Source organism: Tolypothrix sp. PCC 7601, assembly GCF_025677855.1.
Classification (GTDB): Bacteria; Cyanobacteriota; Cyanobacteriia; order Cyanobacteriales; family Nostocaceae; genus Aulosira; species Aulosira diplosiphon.
The window spans coordinates 7,574,210-7,592,049 of the sequence record NZ_CP064879.1; the positions used below are offsets into that span (position 1 = coordinate 7,574,210).

Genomic DNA, 17,840 nt, shown 5'->3' on the forward strand with positions numbered 1-17,840 from the left:
TAAAAATAGTCCCAATGCGACCAAGTTTGTATGAGGTTTAAATAAAGTTACTTGCTATCCAATCTGCCTGGACAACGGATCATTCTTTTTTCAAAGATAAAACTTTGTCCCTTATTTGTGATTTATATCATAGTTAAAATAAAAATACCCCTTTTGATAGTTGTAATTCCATCAAAGCATTTTCAATGCATTAGAATCACATCTAATAAGTAGGGGTACAAAAGAGTAATATGATTGATGGTTTGTAGAGAATTGTGGAAATCGCTATGATTTCATTCCTTTTCTCACCAACTCTGGAATTTGAGAAGGGCGTTCGGCTACTGGAACCTGTGCTTCTTGGAAAGCGGCTAATTTATTTTGTGCAGTACCAAAGTTAGGATCGCGGCCGATGATTGTGGCTAAAGTGCCGGTTTGTCGCCAATGTTTTCCGGGTGGTGCTTGTCTACCTGCTATATAGGCAATTACTGGTTTATCGATCGCTTCGCTAATGTAGCGCGCTGCAGCTTCTTCACTACCGCCACCAGGCTGGCCGACTAAAACGATCGCTTCTGTAGTTTCATCTTCATCGAGAATTTGCAACCATTGCAGAAATGAGGAACCAACGATCGCATCACTCCCAATACTGACACTAATCGATTGTCCTAAACCCGCTTTGGTTAATTCCCAAGCAACTTCGTAGGTGAGGGTGCTGCTACGGCTGACAATTCCCACATGACCAGGAGTGTAAAATTCACTGGGGTGAGTACCTAAGAGAATTTTACCTGGCACAATAATTCCTGGACTATTTGGCCCTACCACCAAAGTTTCATGGGATTCAGCTTTCCTGAGTAATTGCACCATATCCAAAGGTGGTACACCTGCAGCAATGATAATAATTTGGCGAATATTAGATGCGATCGCTTCTAAGGCTGCATCTAGAACTTGGTAAGGGTTGACACAAATAATTGTTGTGTCAATGGGCCCAAATTGTCCTACTACCTCTTCAAGCAAATCAAATACAGGCAGATCATACTGTTTTTGTCCACCAAATCCGGGATTGACACCAGCAACCACATTTGTGCCATAAGCTTTCATCTGAGTAATATGAGTTGCTGAGATAAATTCACTGAACCCTTGAATTACAACTTTGCTATCTGGCGTTAAGTTCATAAACTGATTGGGGATTGGGGGTTGGGGACTGGGGATTGGGGATTGGGGGTTGGGGATTGGGGACTGGGGATTGGGGGAAAACAATTCAAAATTAAGACATATCTTTGACTATTGACTATTGACCCTTGACTATTGACTCCAGACGCGATTAATCGTGTCTCTACAAATTTTGGCAAAATCGCCATTTGTCCGTACACAAATCATGATGGCTACTTATTTTTTATAAGCAGTTGATTTGGCCAGGCGGACTGATTCTGCTACTGCCTCATCTAAATTTTCTACTAATATCAGCGTATCGCCTTGGGTTTTTAATGAGGCTAAAGCTTTTCTCGCTGCACTGAACTCAGAACCAGCAAGCCGCACAACTAAACGGGGGACATGGCTTTCCCGACGGCTTTTGCTACCATTACTACGCACAGATGAGGATCTGAGTTCGCTTTTATCTAGTTGCAAAAATTTACTGATTACTTCAGCTAATTCGTCGTACTGGGGAATGCTACCCAAAAGATTGAGTAGTATGACTTGAATACTTCTGTCAGCAGCGAGGATTTGCAAACTTCTATCGAGGCGATCGCAAAATGTCGTCTTCGCGGTGTCAGTTTGAAAGCCATGACGCAGATTCAAGCAGACACCAGGCTTACCACCAGCATTGGCTACTAAATCTAAAGTTGCCAAGACTGAACCAGTACCATTGCCAAGAATGCCAATTTTACCGTGCATTTCTATGCCATCCCAATTGCCCAAGTTGCTATTAACTTCTCCAGGCCGATGAGTTGAGTTGATTTTTGCTGCCATTTCGGCGATGTCTGGATGACGGCCTATGGAACGTTCATTGACCCTGACTTTACCATTCAAAGCCATTACTTGACCCGTGACGCTAATAGCCAGAGGATTAATCTCTACTAAATCGAGGTCTTTTTGGATAAATAACTGATACATCTTCTCGATCACAGCACTGATCGATTGCATGAGTGTACCTTCTAAACCTAATTTTAAAGCTAGTCTACGGGCATAAAATGGCGAAAATTCTTGTTCTACAACCACATATTCCATTTTTTCTCCTGCCGTTTCCCAGTCAATATCTGCTTCCTTGCAGCCTAAAAGTACTGGTCGGCAAAGTGCGGTATCTAATACTACCGCTAAATATAATTCTTGCTTGGCATCATATTTAGATTCTGCCAGTAAAACTTCTGGTAACTCGCCCCAAATTGGCAAATTGAAGATAGTTTGCGCGGCTGCGATCGCATCGATTGTAGTTTCGACAATTCTCACTCCACCAGCTTTGGCTCTTTCCGCTGCATGTACCTGCGATTTCAGTACAACTGGATAGCGAATTTTTAACCGCTTCAGATCTGTGGGATGATCGATGCGTTGGGAAGGCAATACTGGAATGCCGATTTTCCCAAACCATTCTTTAACTTGGTACTCCAATAAATCCATGAACACGCACCTGGTAGCGACACTAGCAAAGCTTTTCTGTTCTTTGTTTTCTTTAATCTACTGCAGCACTCTCATTACGGAATTCAGCCTGAGACAGGTATAAATAATCATTTTCATTGATAAATTTTATCGAATTCAGCAAATGGGGTAAATTAAATTTTACTGCCTACAATTTCACGGTAGTTCCACCTGACGTAATTAATCTTCTCAGTAAATTTGCAGTGATATCATCAAACTACTATCCCCATTAATAACCCGTTAGTCATATAAATTTGGTAATCTACAATTCCTAGTGTAGAGTGTGAAGTACTATAGCGTAACGTATTACTTCTGAAATCAGAGTAAACTTGCCTGTAATAATTTTTGCGGATATTTTGTCAAGAGCCTAAAGTCGAATTTCTAGAAAATCCAGACTTTTAAGAGCTAGGCGCTGCTTCACCTACTCCCTGCCCCCTACCTACTCAGCGACAGGATATTTTTTGGGTTGGAAGTCCCTAAAGCCTTCTCTGCGAGAGGCTGCGCCAACGCTTAACACGCCATTTCGTTTCGCTCGCAATGACATCATCGGCGTTGCGTAAGTCTTTTATATTCAATGGCGGAATTAAGTAGGGCTTGCAGAATAAACAAAAAACCTAGATAAATCAAGAGATTTGGGGGGACAAAAGAGAATAAAGTGCAAGGAAAAAGGATAAAGTAAGTAAAAACCCTTGTAGCAAGTTGCGTTGATATGTATCGAAAAGCGCAAAAGCAAGAAACAGCAGCAGAAGACTTTGAACTACCCTTTGGGGGAAAACTAGCCTCAGATAACCGTTGGGTAATCATGGCGGAGATGATACCTTGGTCAGAATTTGAAGCAGAGTACGCAGCAATATTTTCAGCAGAAATGGGCGCGCCAGCCAAAACATTTAGGATGGCATTAGGGGCATTAATAATTAAAGAAAAACTAGGCATAAGTGATAGGGAGACAGTAGAGCAAATTAGGGAGAATCCCTATCTGCAATACTTTATAGGAATGTCTTGCTATAGCAATAATGCCCCATTTGATGCGTCAATGTTAGTTCACTTTAGAGAAAGAATAGATATAAAATTAGTTAACAAACTGAATCGAGAAATAGTCAAGCAAGTGTTAGAAAGTAAAGAGGAGGTAGAAGTAAAATCAAAAAAGTCAGAAACCGAGGATTTAAAAAAATGAGCCGACCAATCGGGGAAAATTAATATTAGATGCGAGTTGTGCGCCAGCGGATATCAGTTATCCCACAGACTTAGGATTATTAAATCAAGCCAGAAAGCATACAGAAACAATTATAGATATTTTATATAACTCCCTCTTGTTAAAGAGTATCAAAAAAACCGAGAACCTATAGAAATATAGCTAGAAAGAATTACTTATTGGTAGCCAAAAAAAGAAAACCGACCATTAAAGAAAGAAGGAAAGCCATTAAACGGCAACTACAATATATCAAAAGAAATTTAGTTCACATTCAGCAGCTAATGGAGTTAGGTGCGTCACTCTTCAACCTGAGTAATAGGCAATATAAGAAATTACTGGTAGTAGCAGAAATTTATCGTCAACAACTTTGGTTATATGAAAATAAAAAAATTAGTATAGAAGACCGTATTGTCAGTTTAAATCAACCACACATTCGTCCGATAGTCCGTGGTAAAGCTGGAAAAAAAGTAGAGTTTGGGGCAAAGCTTTCAGCTAGTTGCTATGATGGCTATGTATTTTTAGACCATATTAGTTGGGATAATTTTAACGAATCAGGCGACTTAAAATCACAAGTAGAAGCCTACAAAAACTACACCGGGTATTATCCTCAATCAGTTCATGTTGATAAAATTTATCGCACTAGAGACAACCGCTCTTGGTGTCAAGAAAGAGGAATTAGAATTAGTGGGCCACCTTTAGGGAGACCACCTAAAAATGTCAGTCCTGAAAAAAAGAAACAAGCACGAGAAGATGAGCTAATTCGTAACTCTATTGAGGGTAAATTCGGACAAGGTAAACGAAGATTTAGCTTGGGTAGAGTCATGGCTAAACTTCCTCATACCTCTGTCACTGCTATTGCTATTACTTTTTTAGTCATGAATCTTTCTACCCTTGTTTCACGGCTTTTTTGGGAATTTTTATGCCAATTTTTCAACATTACATCTTTTTTCACTTCTTTTATTAGCAAAAGTGATGTTCCGTTTGATTGCAGACAACAAAAACTTATATTTGCTCTTCCCTGACTACTGAGTCAATTTTTCTCTTGCCTTGGAATGACTTTTTCAGCAAGCCCTAAGTAATTTATGCCTTAGAAGTTCCCAACTTGCGGATAGTGATGGATCGCTTTGACTCGTAAGCGCGATCGCCCACCTAAAACGATGTAATTTTAAGATTTGAGAGTTGTAATTAATATAAATTTGTATACTTTTGCATTGAGATAATTTTGTCACAACTTGAGTACAAATGCTGAAATAAAGGACAGCAGTTTTGAAGCATTTCATTGTGCTGAGGCAAACAGTGAAAATGCCGAAATCTTTTATTATGCCCATTTTATTTTTGTGAATTTATACTTGTTGCTTAATTGTCAAAATTTGACTCTAGTCGTCATAGATTACCAGATGAAAAAGTCGCCAAATCTAGCTATTGGTTGGCTTTTAAGATTGTCTACTTGCTGGATAATTGTTTTTTGGTATTCCTTAACCAAATATGACGACCGTAAAATTACTGCTTTTTTGATTTTTGGTTAAACTCGAGAATTTGTGTTAGAAAGTTGTTCAATCTAATTATCCGGCTATGGTTGGTTAAACTGTGCATCTGCATTCAACAAACGAAAGCCCTTACTTTCCTAACCTCGAAGATAAGAAAAACAATATAGAAGAACAGCGGGAACGCTCTATGAAAGTAGCAGTTCAACAGGATGACTTACAGCTGCTAGCTAAAACTTTGCAAGAACAATTACTTGCGGAAGTTCCATCTGGCGGAGTCTTCCAAGTTAAATGTGCCGTCAATAAAGACGGATTGATGATTTTAATTCAACATCCACCAGGGTTGATAGCTGACACTAGCACCATCTTTCAACTAATTGAGGATGTGATCCAGTCGCTACCAACTCAGCAGGAGCGACAGGTTCAATGTTTTCTGCGAGTATTGGGGGAAAAATATCCTTATACCAATCGTTCTCTCGATTTACATCAGCGAGTAGAACTAGGTGAAATTACTACCTATCCTCATCTCCCAGAACCCCCTATCAGCACATCTACTAATTCTCCTTTAGAGGATAGTAAAGCTGCTGGTAGTCGGCTGATATTTCCCCCAATCCCTGAATCTATCTCAGGCGCTTCCTTAAATGATGAGGCGGATTCACCATTCACGCCAAATTTTTCGGATGTTTCTGTAGATGATGAGGATGATTTGCCATTTCCGCCCAATTTATCAGCAGCTGCTTTAGAAGATGAGGCAGATTTGCCATTTGCGCCACATTTCTCAGCAGCTTCTTTAGATGATGACACTGATTCTACATATGCATCATCCTTCAGAGCGGCTTCTTTAGATGATGACGCTAATTCCACATTTAGCTCATCTTTCTCAAAAGCATCTTTCAACGATGACATTGAGGAAGAAGAACCGTTTGATCCCTTCGCTGGGGGCCCAGATTTATCGACCTCTAAATCAAAAAAACTGATTAAATCTGGTCTTATTGGTTTAGGCGTTGTGGGAATTATCGCCTTAGGTCTTGGTGGGTATGTACTGCTGACTCCTTGTCTGCTGTCAGAGTGTAAACCCGTGCAAACAGCCGAACAATTAAAAACGGAGTCTAGGCGATCGCTGCGACGTGCTAAATCGGAAAGAGAATTAGTCACAGTACAGCAACAACTGCAAGCATCAGTCTCAGAATTAGCCAGTATTCCAGCTTGGTCACCTTATTCTCAACAAGCAGAGGAACTACGAACGAGTTTATCTGCCTCATCAGACAAAATCGATCAGGTGGTAAAAGGTTTGCAAGCAGCAGCCTTGGCGACGAAAAAATCGCAAACACCTGCTCAGAACATCGAGGAATTACAAGCTAGACAAAAACTCTGGCGGCGCGCGATCGCACCATTGGAAAGCATCAGTGCTAACAGCGATTTTGCCCAACTAGCTCAAGTACAATTACTTAGTTATCGTACTAGCTTGCAAACTGTCAATCAGCAACTATTGGTGGCAGAAAAATGGGTGAAAAAACTCTCTGCAGCTAAAGCTGTAGCTAATAATGCTACCCAGATGGAAACGACTGTTAAATCTTTAAATGACTTACAAAGAGTGCAGTTTGCTTGGCAGGTAGCAGTCAATGCCTTAAATAGTATTCCTGCAGCTAGCTCAGAACACCCAGAAGCACAACAACTATTGCGGGAGTACAAACCAAAACTAGTCACAGCACGCAATCGTACTACTAAAGAACAATTAGCAGCTAAAACCTATCAGCAAGCGGTGGGTGCAGCCAAGCAAGCTAAGGTATCCGAGCAAAAACAACAATGGCAAGCCGCAGTTACCCAATGGCAACAGGCTGTACAGTCCCTAAAACAGATCCCTAATGATAGCTTTCAATATCTCCAGGCTGAGTCTTTAGGGGAACCCTACTCTGCTGCACTCAAAGAGGCTCAAGGAAAATTAGAAATTGCTAATAGTTTGCAACAAACCCGCAACGACCTGAGTAGAACTTGTACAAATGGCATTCGGATTTGTAATTTCACTGTTGATAGTAAAGGAATTACTGTGCGGTTAACCCGTGAATATGACCTAGCAAGGAGTACTTTACCTAATACTAATCCTGCGTCACCAAATGCGGTTCCGGGGCTAAGTCAGCACTTGCAAATTTTACAACAAGCGCTGGGAGTAATTAGCGATAATGCCCACTTACCTTTGTCCGTCTACGATTCCCAAGGCAAACCAGTATATACGCGATCGCTCCAAGGGTAATCCAATTCCCCAAAGCAAGGGAGCAGGAAGCAGAGGAAGAATAATAAATCCTCAATTATGAATTATGAACAACAATCTTTTGTTTCATAATTCATAATTTTTCATACCTGTGGCAAAGACTGCGCCCAACACAATAAGTTGAACGCATCTACCTAATTGATAATTGATAATTGATTGCTTATGGCTTCTGGGATTTATGCGATCGCTAACATAGGTCGTTTCAAACTTTATGTTAGCGATGTTAACCATATTAAAAAAATTTGGCCTCCTATGCTGGAGGTACTCAACGGTGGTCAGCATCCTGACTCGGCGTTACAACAGGAGTGGCAACAATTAGCACAGCAGCGATATTTTACATTTCACACTCAAAATGAGATTGCAGGTAACCGAGAAATTATCGGCATTGAACGGCTCAAATAAATTAAAATCTAATTCCTAATTGCCCATTAAATCCACGCACAGAGTTATAACCAGCACCTACAAACAGGTGATCGGTAGCGCCTACCTGAACACCACCAGAAACCGCAACACCTTTATCTTCGGAATAATACCCCAGTCCCACATAAGGTGAAATCACTGGCAAACTGAGAAATTTCAGGACATCGACTCCCGCAGAACCGTCGGGGCCACTTCCAACTTCCACCCCCAAATTTAAAGCTCTAGCTCCCACAGCATAGGTAACATCGCCATCTTGTCCACCAACCGAAACCCAAGGTTGTGGTACGAGTTGAGCAGATGCGCGGCTGGGGCTAAATAAAGCTAGCAAACCGAGTGATGCAATGACTGTTTTGGCAATTATCCCTGTTTTCACCTGATCCTCCGACATGATCTGCAACATTTTAATTGTTTTCAATTAGACATTGTGACGGATTAAACCTTGCTCAAGTGCCTAATAAGTAGCTCAGTGTTAAAAATTATCGCTATGACAAGGCAGGAGGCAGTTCGCGCAAGCATTGCCGCAGGCTAGGCAGGAGGGAAGAGGGTTATAGCTTTGTTTACCTTTCTTAACGTAGTTTTGTTTTGTTTTTTCCCACCGACTTACTTAGTTTCTTTGCTAATTTATTTTTTAGTTACACAAAGAGCGATCGCCTGTTGGCAGTGCTGTGTTAGTTTGCAATAAAATTAAACTATATACCTCAAGGTAGAAGTTACATATTTAAATTTATACTTAGCTATAAATTATCAATAACAAACTAACCATATTGGTTAAATTATTTTCATCTTAGAAATTTCAATGGAGTATTTAAACTAAAAGTAACTAAATCTGTCTTATCTGTCTACTAGATGATGCGCTTAACTATTTTATATTTCCTTATACTATCTGGAACTGGATCCTACCTGAAAGCACAAAAATTGCAGAAAATGAAGATAGGCGATCGCATCTCCAGGTGCAACGCAGATATCACTGCAACTATTTTTACCTGAACTATACAAGGCAATTTTTCCTAAAATTAAATTATTCAATCAGCAAGGGCGAAGATATTGAGCAAATTCTTTCTCTCCCTCTGCTTGCCTGCTCCACGGCAAGTTGCTCTACTTGGGGAAACCCCAAGACCGCACTGCCTCCTCTGCTACCCTAACGATACGATATTTTTTTAGTTGGAAATTCCTAACCTGTTGCACTTCATCCCACAATCTCAGTTTGGCAAGCCAGATAATTTGATGAATTATCTGTCTTGACTGTAAAGTTTCTCGGTACCCCTTGCCAAAAATAGATACCTTTGTCACAATGAGACGTTGAAGCGCAGCGTAAGCTCTCTTGCTTATGATGTGAAGCTTTTATGCTTTTGGGTATTGTGTTCTACCCATAGCCCGAAAATTTTATATGGCGGGCGATATTTAAGAATTGGCTGAGGCAGGTATCGAATCAAACAATCAGTTTGTTTCAAAATTTAACTGTCAAATATAGATTCTAGATATCCAGATCTTTGATTTTTAGGTTGAGTATTCACCTAAAATCAGGATTATTTTTACTTGGAGTCAAAAATCTCTAATGTTTTAACTTAATAGCTATATAGCAATCCTAGATTATTTGTGAAGTATTGTAGATTTGGTGACTGTTAATTATTAACAGTCAACAGCCAAAATGGATATCTTTCATAACCTCAATAGGATTATTTGCTATGGGCATAATTGTACAATCTAAGACTAAATTCGCATGATTAAGCCACAAGATTGGACGAATTTTTCCCTACAACGTCCCAACTATTTTCCGGGGCAATACCTTCTAGATGAAGATTTCGAGTTAGCGCATAAATATCTGAGTGATCGCCAGCGTTACATCAATAGTAAACTTCATTTAGCAGGTATTGTAGAAGGACTAGAAGTAGAAGCGATCGCAGGTGAATCGGCTATTACTGTTAAATCCGGTACAGCGATTGACGGCGAAGGCAATTTGATTATTCTTCCAGACGAAAAAACCAACATTAAAATTAATTCTTTATGTTGGGTGTGTCTGCGATATCATCAAGAGCCAAAAGTATTACAACAGCCGGAAATTCCTGATAGCTTCACTCGCTTTATCGAGGAACCTCTATTAACTTTAGAAGCGATTGAAACTAAAGATACGAAAACCATTACTTTAGCCAAAATCACCCTAGAGAATGGACAAATCAACATAGACAACAGTGTCAGGCAATATTCCGGGGCGCGGTTACCTAGTGGACAAAGTGAAGAGATTGCTCTCCGTAGTGATGGTCAATCTTTAACTATTAAAGGCAATTTGAGTATATCTGGAACATTAGAATTAGGCGGTTCAGAAATTATTGGTGTATCGGAAACGATCGCCACAGATAGCGATCGCATTGATGTTGTACCTTCAGAAAAAGCCGTCAAAGAGCATTTAGAAAGGCGAATTAAAGAGAGATTAGCGGCTTTAAATGCTCCTACAGAGGAAAAACCAGCGATTGCTCTCTCTAGTCAAGCAGATGGGCTATATGGTTGGGCTACCGAAGGTGGCGATCCAGCAGATGTTTCATCTGTAATCAAATTGGTATCCTATCGTGCAGGAGTAGCAAACCCACGGCTAACCATCGAACGTGATACAGGTAATGTTGGCATTGGTACAACTACTCCAGGAAGAAAACTGGATGTTAACGGTGTAATCCGTGCCTTACATCTGGAATCATCAAATCCAATGCGGCATCGAATGTATCCCAATGATGCGCTTGTTTATCAAGATATTTTTGAAGCGAAAGCTGCGGGTGCGATCGCTAAACATGGTGTCTTAAAAAACGCACCTGGTGACGCTGAAACCAGACATACAAGCAAAAACCTATGGCACGACCGTCAAATGCTCTGCTATGGAGGCGCAGATGAAGATGATGGAGGGGCACTCGTCAACGTTCCAGAAGGATACAATACTCTCTGGATCAGATTGCATAGTGGTGGGTGGAATATCGTCAAAGCGCAGTTTCTAGATGGATTTAAGGAAGATTTAGGACGCTGGGCTGGTGGAAAAAGATACGGTAATTCCTACTGTCCTGATGGTTCTCTAACTGATAGCCATTACGATGCACATCAATGGCTCCCCATTCCAGTTGGCAGATCTGGGAAAGTAAAACTGATTTCCAAACAAGGTACTGAATTTTGGTTATCTGGATTAGCATTTAGCAAAAACCCTTGGTCTCACGCAACTCAATCAGCACTTGGATACCACTGGAAAGTCAATGGGGGTGATGCAACAAATTGGGAAAAAGACAGTGACTCTTGGAATGGGGATATCTACACATCGATTCCTCAAAAAACCAGTTTAGAATTAATGGTTCCAGTCGTATGGTCTGGAAGTGACAAATTACTCTATCTGGTCGAGCATAACAGCAACTGGAATGGTTGTATGCACACTGGTATTACTGTTAATGGCAATCCCATTGAAAGATTCCTAGCTACTTACGACAACCCCTTCGCCCGCCATTGGACTAGCAAATCCTACAACCGCTATATCGCCGCTTATATTCCAGCTGATTTAATTCCTAAACCTAGACCTGATGTCATACCATATCTCAAGGTAAAAATCGATATGAGTAAGCAGAACGCTGGCATTAATTTCCGGGAAATTGGTACTCACGATCTGGAAACTCCTTATAGCTTTTAAGGTTAATTAAGACCTGTGAATAAAAAGTGAGATGGCAATGAAGGAACAACTAGAAAAGCGCCTTCAGGCGCTAACAACAGAATATGAAGCAGGGCAGAAAGCAATAGCTAATTTAGATGCACAAAAAGCCAACCTGCGAGAAACATTACTCCGCATTAGTGGTGCAATTCAAGTATTAGAAGAAGAATTGGCTTTGTTTAATAGCCAACAGAATCATAAAGTAGAGAAATTTTCCCACTCTACTATAGAAATGATGTCTGAACCTTAATTTCTTCAGCCTTCTGCTTCTTCAATAGGAATTTAGTGATGCTAGATGACTTGGATAGCACCTTAGAACAATTAATAACTCACGAATTGCCAGGGTTAAATAAATCCAGCGAAACAAAAGTAGCGATTAGCTTTGATATGCCAATAGAAGGGTCTATCAAACAGAAACCAGCCATCAACCTTTTTCTTTATGATGTGCGGGAAAATCTGGAATTACGGAGTAGTGAATGGTCGGTGCAACGTCTACAAAATGGTACAGCCGTTAAAAAACGTTCTCCAGCTAGAATAGATTGTTCCTATTTGATTACCGCTTGGGTGAATTCTGATGACCCCCAACAAGAACATCACATCTTAGGAGAAGTAATGAAATTGTTGCTGCGTTATCGGACATTACCAGCAGCAATTTTACAAGGCAGTTTGAAAGGCCAAGAACCACTTCCCAGTGGCGTTAGTTTACGTTCTAGTTACTTACAAAGTTTAGGGGAATTTTGGCAAGCAATAGGAGGAAAACCAAAAGCCGCACTCACTTACACAGTGACAATTTCTGTTCCTGTTGAAGAACCCACAACAGAAGTTCCTCTAGTTCTGGATGCAAGAAATGAACTGTTCAGGGTATTGTAAAGCTAAATATAAATAACCACAGAATCAACTATTAATCTTGATATCAAGTCCGGCTAATTACTTACTATCTGGTTGTTAATTGGTAATTGGTAATTGGTAATTGGTAATTGGTAAATTGTATTTTCCTTTCCCATTACCCATTACCGACCTTCACAGATATGATTCCTAATTTCTGAATTCTTTTCTGAACACCATCAAAAAAAATGCTGAAACGACAAAGATTTCATCATCAAGTAGCAATGGCTGGACAAGTTAAGGATGCCATTACAGGACAGGGAATTTCAGGCGCTGTGGTTAAAATTATTGATGCTCCTGATGAGTTTATTAACTTTGTTATTTTCCAGACTAAAGTTTTGGGATTACGAAATTTGCCACTGCAGTGCTATTCATTAAATACCAACCTCAATCTAGAGAATCAAAATCTAAATCCTGAGATTCAAGATTTTCGGGAACAACTGAGAAGTCCTTACTTAAAAAATGCTGATAAGCTGCAATTATTTCAGGATATATTGGATGATAATCGCCTCAGTAATCAGCATAAATTTCAAGCTTTTCAGGAAATTTCTGACTACTTACCCAACACCCCAAAAACTAAACAAGCTCAACTCGGACGTACTCAAACAATCTCTGATGGTTGGTTCTACTTTATGGATTTACCAGATGGAGTATATCAATTAGAAGCATATTTAGCTGATACTCAACTGCGTTATACAAAGAGTCAAGGTCAAGTTACAATTGCCTCAAAAAATGCAACTAATATTAATATTATTAAGCAAAATCAAAATATAGATCTACTTGATGATATTAATAGAGTAGAGTTAAAATTAATACCAACAACGCTGCTAGGAAAAATCACAAGTGCGGATGATTCCGAAGCGATTTGTATGGCTAAAGTGCAAATTCAAGGGAGTGAAAACTACACTTTTAGCTGTAAGCAAATAATTAAACAAATACAGGGAGAATGGAATTACCGATTTGTTGGTATAGCAGCTAGAAATACTCCCATCACAGTCATAGTTTCGGCTCAAGGATATACCAAACAACAAAAAGAAATAAATCTACAAAAAGGGGAAATTAAATCCTTAAATTTTCAGTTGACTAGCAATTGAAATTTGCTTAATTGTCAATTGCATTTGTCCGATAATTACAATTATCAACAAAGGAAAAAATATCATGCCTTCCACTTATCTTGCCCCTGGTGTTTATGTTGAAGAAGTTTCTTCAGGATTAGCACCTATTGTTGGTGTAGGAACCAGTACAGCTGGTTTTATTGGTATCATTAATCTAGCGGCGGCTAGTGATGGTGTCGAAGCGGAAACAATACCAACTAATCATGGTGAAGTGAAACTCTGTACAAACTTCACAGAATTCAAGAAATATTTTGGAGATTTCGCTGCTAATTCTGGTCAGAATACCCTCGCTCATGCTGTGTATGGCTTTTTTAGAAATGGGGGGACTAGGTGTTTTGTCACTTGGGTGACAGAAGAAGCTAAACTCGATGATGCTCTAGATAAATTTGAAGCCATTGATGAAATTGCTATTGTGGCTGCGCCTGGAGTTACCAGTAAAACAGCCCTAGCTAAAATTGATATACACTGTCGTAGTTTAGGCGATCGCTTTGCGATTTTGGATACAGAAGAAGATATCCCCCCTGATTCAGAGCAACTCAAACCAGGTAGTCAGAAACTAATAGGAAATTCAGACTTTGCGGCAGTATATTATCCTTGGATTCAAGTTTACGATCCCGTTAGCAAAGAGCTAAAATTTATTCCTCCCAGCGGACATGTTGCTGGTGTGTATGCTCGTGTTGATGATAAAAGAGGCGTTCACAAAGCACCTGCTAACGAACCAATTTTAGGGGCTGTAGGCTTAAAGCAAGATATCAGCAAAGCCAAGCAAGAACCTCTCAACAGTGATGGGATCAATTGCATTCGCAATCTCAACGGGAACATCCGTATTTGGGGAGCGCGGACTTTAGGCGCAGGTAAGGATAATCCAGACTTCAAATACATCAATATTCGTCGCCAATTTAATTACCTACGGGAATCAATTGATGAAGGCACTCAATGGGTAGTCTTTGAACCTAATAATACAGAACTATGGGCAAAGATACGCCGCAATATTACTGCATTCCTGACTAACGAATGGCGTAAAGGTGCATTATTTGGGACAACCCCTCAAGAAGCATTTTTCGTCAAATGCGATGCTGAAAATAATCCGATAGAAACTCGCAAACTTGGTCAGGTTGTCACAGAAATTGGTGTGGCGGTAATCGAACCAGCAGAATTTGTCATCTTCCGCATTAGCCAGCTGGTAGACGAGAAAAAATAACTGATTGCTAATATTCAAAATTGATTAACCTATGCAGACATCTACACACCTAAAATTAAGCGCTCCTGGTGTCTATTTACAGGATATTCCTTCACTACCAGGTAAGGATTTACTCACGGGTGTTCCGGTGTTTTTGGGTGTTCCCAAGGTTAACAATTCTCTGAATCATAGTCTTCCTGTACCGAAAATGCTCACCCTCTGGACTCAGTTTGTGCAGTATTTTCAGCCATTAGATGATGTGCAATTACATATATTTCTTGATAGTTATTTAGCTAATGCGGTACGGGGTTTCTTTGAAAATGGCGGTCGTTTGTGTTATTTTTTACATTTGCCAGATAACTCTCTATTAGCATTGCAAAATGGATTGCAGGCTATAGAATCACTAGATGTCATCGATTTAGTATGTGCGCCTGACATTATGCAGAATCCTCCCACAGAGGTGCTGGAAATGCAGAGAGCCGTACTGGAACATTGTGATCGAATGGGCGATCGCTTTGCTATCCTTGATGCTTTCAATATCTCCAATATTGAAGATATACAGACTCTCAAAGAGCAACAACAAGGGTTAATTGGTGATAATGCTGCTCTCTATACTCCCTGGCTGAAAACAGAAAATGCTTCTACTGATATTCCTCCTTGCGGTCATATTGCTGGAATTTATGCGCGTAATGATGCCGAAGTTGGAGTTCATCGCGCTCCAGCTAATTATTTACTAGAAGGAGTATTGGATTTAAGTATTTTATTTACTGATGCCGATTGGGAAATTTTAAATGCAGAAATTGGAGCCGGAGTTAACTGCATCCGTAGTTTTAGAAGTCGAGGAATTCGGATTTGGGGTTCGCGAACCTTAAGCCAAAATCCAGAATGGCAATATATCAATATTCGCCGCTTAAAAATTACTGTCTTACGTTGGGTAGAACGTAATTTGGCTGACGCTATCTTTGAACCCAATAACATCGATTTATGGGATCGGATAGTTAGAGAATTAACAGTCTATTGCGAATTTCTCTGGGAAAAAGGAGCTATTCATGGAGACACTCCAGAGGAAGCTTTTTATGTCAAATGTGACGCAGAAACCAACCCAGCAGAAATTCGTAATACCGGACAAATAGTAACAGAAATCGGTTTAGCACCAACTGCACCTAGCGAATTTATTGTGATTTCCTTAGTTCACCGTAGTAACGGTGTGAAGTTTGTTGAAGTCCAATCTGTTGAATCTTAGTAATATACTTCAGGAGAAATTATCATGCCTAATATCAAAGATACTCACGATCCATTTGCTGGATATAATTTCTGGGTAGAGTGGGATGGCATTGTCCATGCAGGCTTTAGAGAATGTACAGGCTTAAATGGTACTAGAGCAGTCGTAGAATATCGAGAAGGGACTGATAAAACTCTAGGACAAAGAAAAGTTCCTGGTTTAAATAGTTTTAATAATATTAGTTTAAAACGAGGAATGACTGATAACGATGAACTGTGGAAATGGCACAAAGATTTGATAGATGGTAAGGAAATTGAACGGAAGAATGTTTCGATTATTCTTGCTAACGATCAAGGTGAAGAAACTATTCGTTGGAACTTAGAAAATTGTTGGCCTACCAATTGGAGCGGCCCAGATTTTAATGCTACTGCTAGCGAACTAGCAATTGAATCATTAGAATTTGTTCACGAAGGTATCAGCGTTGGTTAATGTGAGGAAAAATGCACCAGACTGAATTTCTTTTTACCCTACCTCATGGCTATGTCGATGCAGAAGGAAACCTTCATCGAGAAGGAGTTATGCGACTATCAACAGCCTATGATGAGATAACTCCTCTGCGCGACCCCAGGGTACAGAGAAATCCTGGTTATTTGGTGATTATTTTGCTAGCAAGAGTGATTACTAAGCTAGGTACTTTAGACCAACTCAATACCAAAATTATTGAGGAATTGTTTTCTGGGGACTTGGTTTACCTGCAAGATTTTTATCAGCGAATTAACCAAAATGGTCATACTCGCTTTCAGGTAGCTTGTCCCCATTGTGGCGGAGAATTTGAAGTAGAAACTTCTCCAGTGGGGGAGTAGTTCGCTACCCCTCAGAACGTCTACTTGAGGAGGTAGCTTATCTTTCTTATCACTTTCACTGGTCTTATCACCAAGTAATGAATATGGAACATTGGGAAAGACAACAGTGGGTAGCTCAAGTCGCTCAAATTAATCAACAGATTAATCAGCAGTCAGGTAAATAATGATTTGAGATTTAGAGGATGTTTGAAAAGTGGTTAGTTGTTATTTTAAGCAATTATTGATCCCCCCAACCCTTAAAAAGGGAGGCAAAACTTCTCAAAGTACCCCTTAAACAGGGGAGCCACTGTGTTGCGGTGGTTCCCCCCCGTTGTAGCAAGTGGCGTGGATTTAGGGGGATCGAAAACATTTTGCTACCAACGACAAGACTTTTGAAACATTCTCTTAAGGCTTTTTTCCATTAAAAGGAGATATTTATGGCAAAATCGCAAAAAAAAAAGGGAGGGAATTCTCAAGACGAACCTCATGACCCCTATATGGCTTTTAATTTTACAGTAGAAATTGAGGGACTGACTATAGGCGGATTTTCAGAAGTGACAGGATTAAATAGCAAAATAGAACTGGAAACTTATGTGGAAGGTGGGGTGAATCACCGCGTTCATCAATTTCCTAAATACATCACCTATCCTAATTTAGTTTTGATTCGCGGATTGGGAGAAAGGGATGATTTATGGAAGTGGTATGAAGATGTCACTAGGGGCAAAATTCGTCTCTTGAACGGCACAATTATGGTACGAGATAATCAGCAGTCTAAATTGATAGGATGGAACTTTAAAAAAGCTTATCCAGTAGCTTGGGATGGGCCACAACTGAATGCTGGTAATGGTAATGTCGTTGGTTTTGAACGCTTAGAATTAGTTCATAGGGGGGTGTATAAAGCTTAATGAGGATGGGAATAAGAGTAAGTTTTGATGGTAATTTATTCAAGAC

Annotated in this window: 14 protein-coding genes and 2 pseudogenes; 13 read left to right on the forward strand and 3 right to left on the reverse strand. The window is 39.9% G+C overall.

Going from position 1 to position 17,840, the window contains the following annotated elements; genetic code table 11:
* Positions 1 to 264: 264 nt before the first annotated feature.
* Positions 265 to 1,149, reverse strand: coding sequence for a succinate--CoA ligase subunit alpha (locus HG267_RS30720; RefSeq protein WP_045873246.1), 885 nt, complete (start codon positions 1,147 to 1,149; stop codon positions 265 to 267).
* 213 nt (positions 1,150 to 1,362) lie between these two features.
* The gene (locus HG267_RS30725) at positions 1,363 to 2,589 is read right to left on the reverse strand and encodes a succinate--CoA ligase subunit beta (RefSeq protein WP_045873126.1); all 1,227 of its coding nucleotides are present in this window, start codon (positions 2,587 to 2,589) and stop codon (positions 1,363 to 1,365) included.
* Between the two features lie 727 nt (positions 2,590 to 3,316).
* Between HG267_RS30725 and HG267_RS30730 the strand changes: the two are divergent.
* The 3 genes and pseudogenes from HG267_RS30730 to HG267_RS30740 all read left to right on the forward strand — a co-directional run bounded on the left by HG267_RS30730 (position 3,317) and on the right by HG267_RS30740 (position 7,954).
* Positions 3,317 to 4,821, forward strand: a pseudogene (locus HG267_RS30730) (IS5 family transposase).
* A 652-nt stretch (positions 4,822 to 5,473) separates the two neighbouring features.
* Positions 5,474 to 7,534 (forward strand): hypothetical protein, encoded by a 2,061-nt coding sequence (locus HG267_RS30735; protein WP_045873234.1) that lies wholly within the window; start codon positions 5,474 to 5,476, stop codon positions 7,532 to 7,534.
* A 180-nt stretch (positions 7,535 to 7,714) separates the two neighbouring features.
* The gene (locus tag HG267_RS30740; protein WP_045873069.1) at positions 7,715 to 7,954 is read left to right on the forward strand and encodes a hypothetical protein; all 240 of its coding nucleotides are present in this window, start codon (positions 7,715 to 7,717) and stop codon (positions 7,952 to 7,954) included.
* Position 7,955: 1 nt separating this feature from the next.
* Here HG267_RS30740 and HG267_RS30745 read toward each other — a convergent pair whose 3' ends face one another.
* A complete protein-coding gene (locus tag HG267_RS30745) occupies positions 7,956 to 8,360 on the reverse strand; it encodes a hypothetical protein (protein WP_096621773.1) in 405 nt (134 codons plus the stop codon).
* 1,332 nt (positions 8,361 to 9,692) lie between these two features.
* On the opposite strand from HG267_RS30745, the gene HG267_RS30750 reads away from it, so the two are divergent.
* The 10 genes and pseudogenes from HG267_RS30750 to HG267_RS30790 all read left to right on the forward strand — a co-directional run bounded on the left by HG267_RS30750 (position 9,693) and on the right by HG267_RS30790 (position 17,794).
* Positions 9,693 to 11,627 carry a hypothetical protein gene (locus HG267_RS30750; RefSeq protein ID WP_045873067.1) on the forward strand — a complete coding sequence of 645 codons (1,935 nt, stop codon included), beginning with the start codon at positions 9,693 to 9,695 and terminating at the stop codon, positions 11,625 to 11,627.
* A 37-nt stretch (positions 11,628 to 11,664) separates the two neighbouring features.
* Positions 11,665 to 11,895 (forward strand): hypothetical protein, encoded by a 231-nt coding sequence (locus HG267_RS30755; RefSeq protein WP_045873066.1) that lies wholly within the window; start codon positions 11,665 to 11,667, stop codon positions 11,893 to 11,895.
* A 38-nt stretch (positions 11,896 to 11,933) separates the two neighbouring features.
* On the forward strand, positions 11,934 to 12,515 hold the full coding sequence (locus HG267_RS30760) for a DUF4255 domain-containing protein (RefSeq protein WP_045873065.1): 582 nt from the start codon (positions 11,934 to 11,936) through the stop codon (positions 12,513 to 12,515).
* Positions 12,516 to 12,718: 203 nt separating this feature from the next.
* Positions 12,719 to 13,624, forward strand: a complete 906-nt coding sequence (locus tag HG267_RS30765; RefSeq protein ID WP_045873064.1) for a hypothetical protein — start codon at positions 12,719 to 12,721, stop codon at positions 13,622 to 13,624.
* Positions 13,625 to 13,688: 64 nt separating this feature from the next.
* Entirely contained in the window at positions 13,689 to 14,846 is a 1,158-nt protein-coding gene (locus tag HG267_RS30770; RefSeq protein WP_045873063.1) for a phage tail sheath family protein, read from the forward strand.
* 31 nt (positions 14,847 to 14,877) lie between these two features.
* Entirely contained in the window at positions 14,878 to 16,068 is a 1,191-nt protein-coding gene (locus HG267_RS30775) for a phage tail sheath family protein (RefSeq protein ID WP_045873062.1), read from the forward strand.
* A gap of 24 nt (positions 16,069 to 16,092) precedes the next feature.
* On the forward strand, positions 16,093 to 16,536 hold the full coding sequence (locus tag HG267_RS30780; RefSeq protein WP_045873061.1) for a phage tail protein: 444 nt from the start codon (positions 16,093 to 16,095) through the stop codon (positions 16,534 to 16,536).
* An 11-nt stretch (positions 16,537 to 16,547) separates the two neighbouring features.
* A complete protein-coding gene (locus tag HG267_RS30785) occupies positions 16,548 to 16,910 on the forward strand; it encodes a hypothetical protein (protein ID WP_045873060.1) in 363 nt (120 codons plus the stop codon).
* A 17-nt stretch (positions 16,911 to 16,927) separates the two neighbouring features.
* Positions 16,928 to 17,074 (forward strand): annotated as a pseudogene (locus HG267_RS41790) (DUF6760 family protein); the annotation flags it as partial.
* 252 nt (positions 17,075 to 17,326) lie between these two features.
* Positions 17,327 to 17,794, forward strand: a complete 468-nt coding sequence (locus tag HG267_RS30790; protein ID WP_045873059.1) for a phage tail protein — start codon at positions 17,327 to 17,329, stop codon at positions 17,792 to 17,794.
* Positions 17,795 to 17,840: the final 46 nt, after the last annotated feature.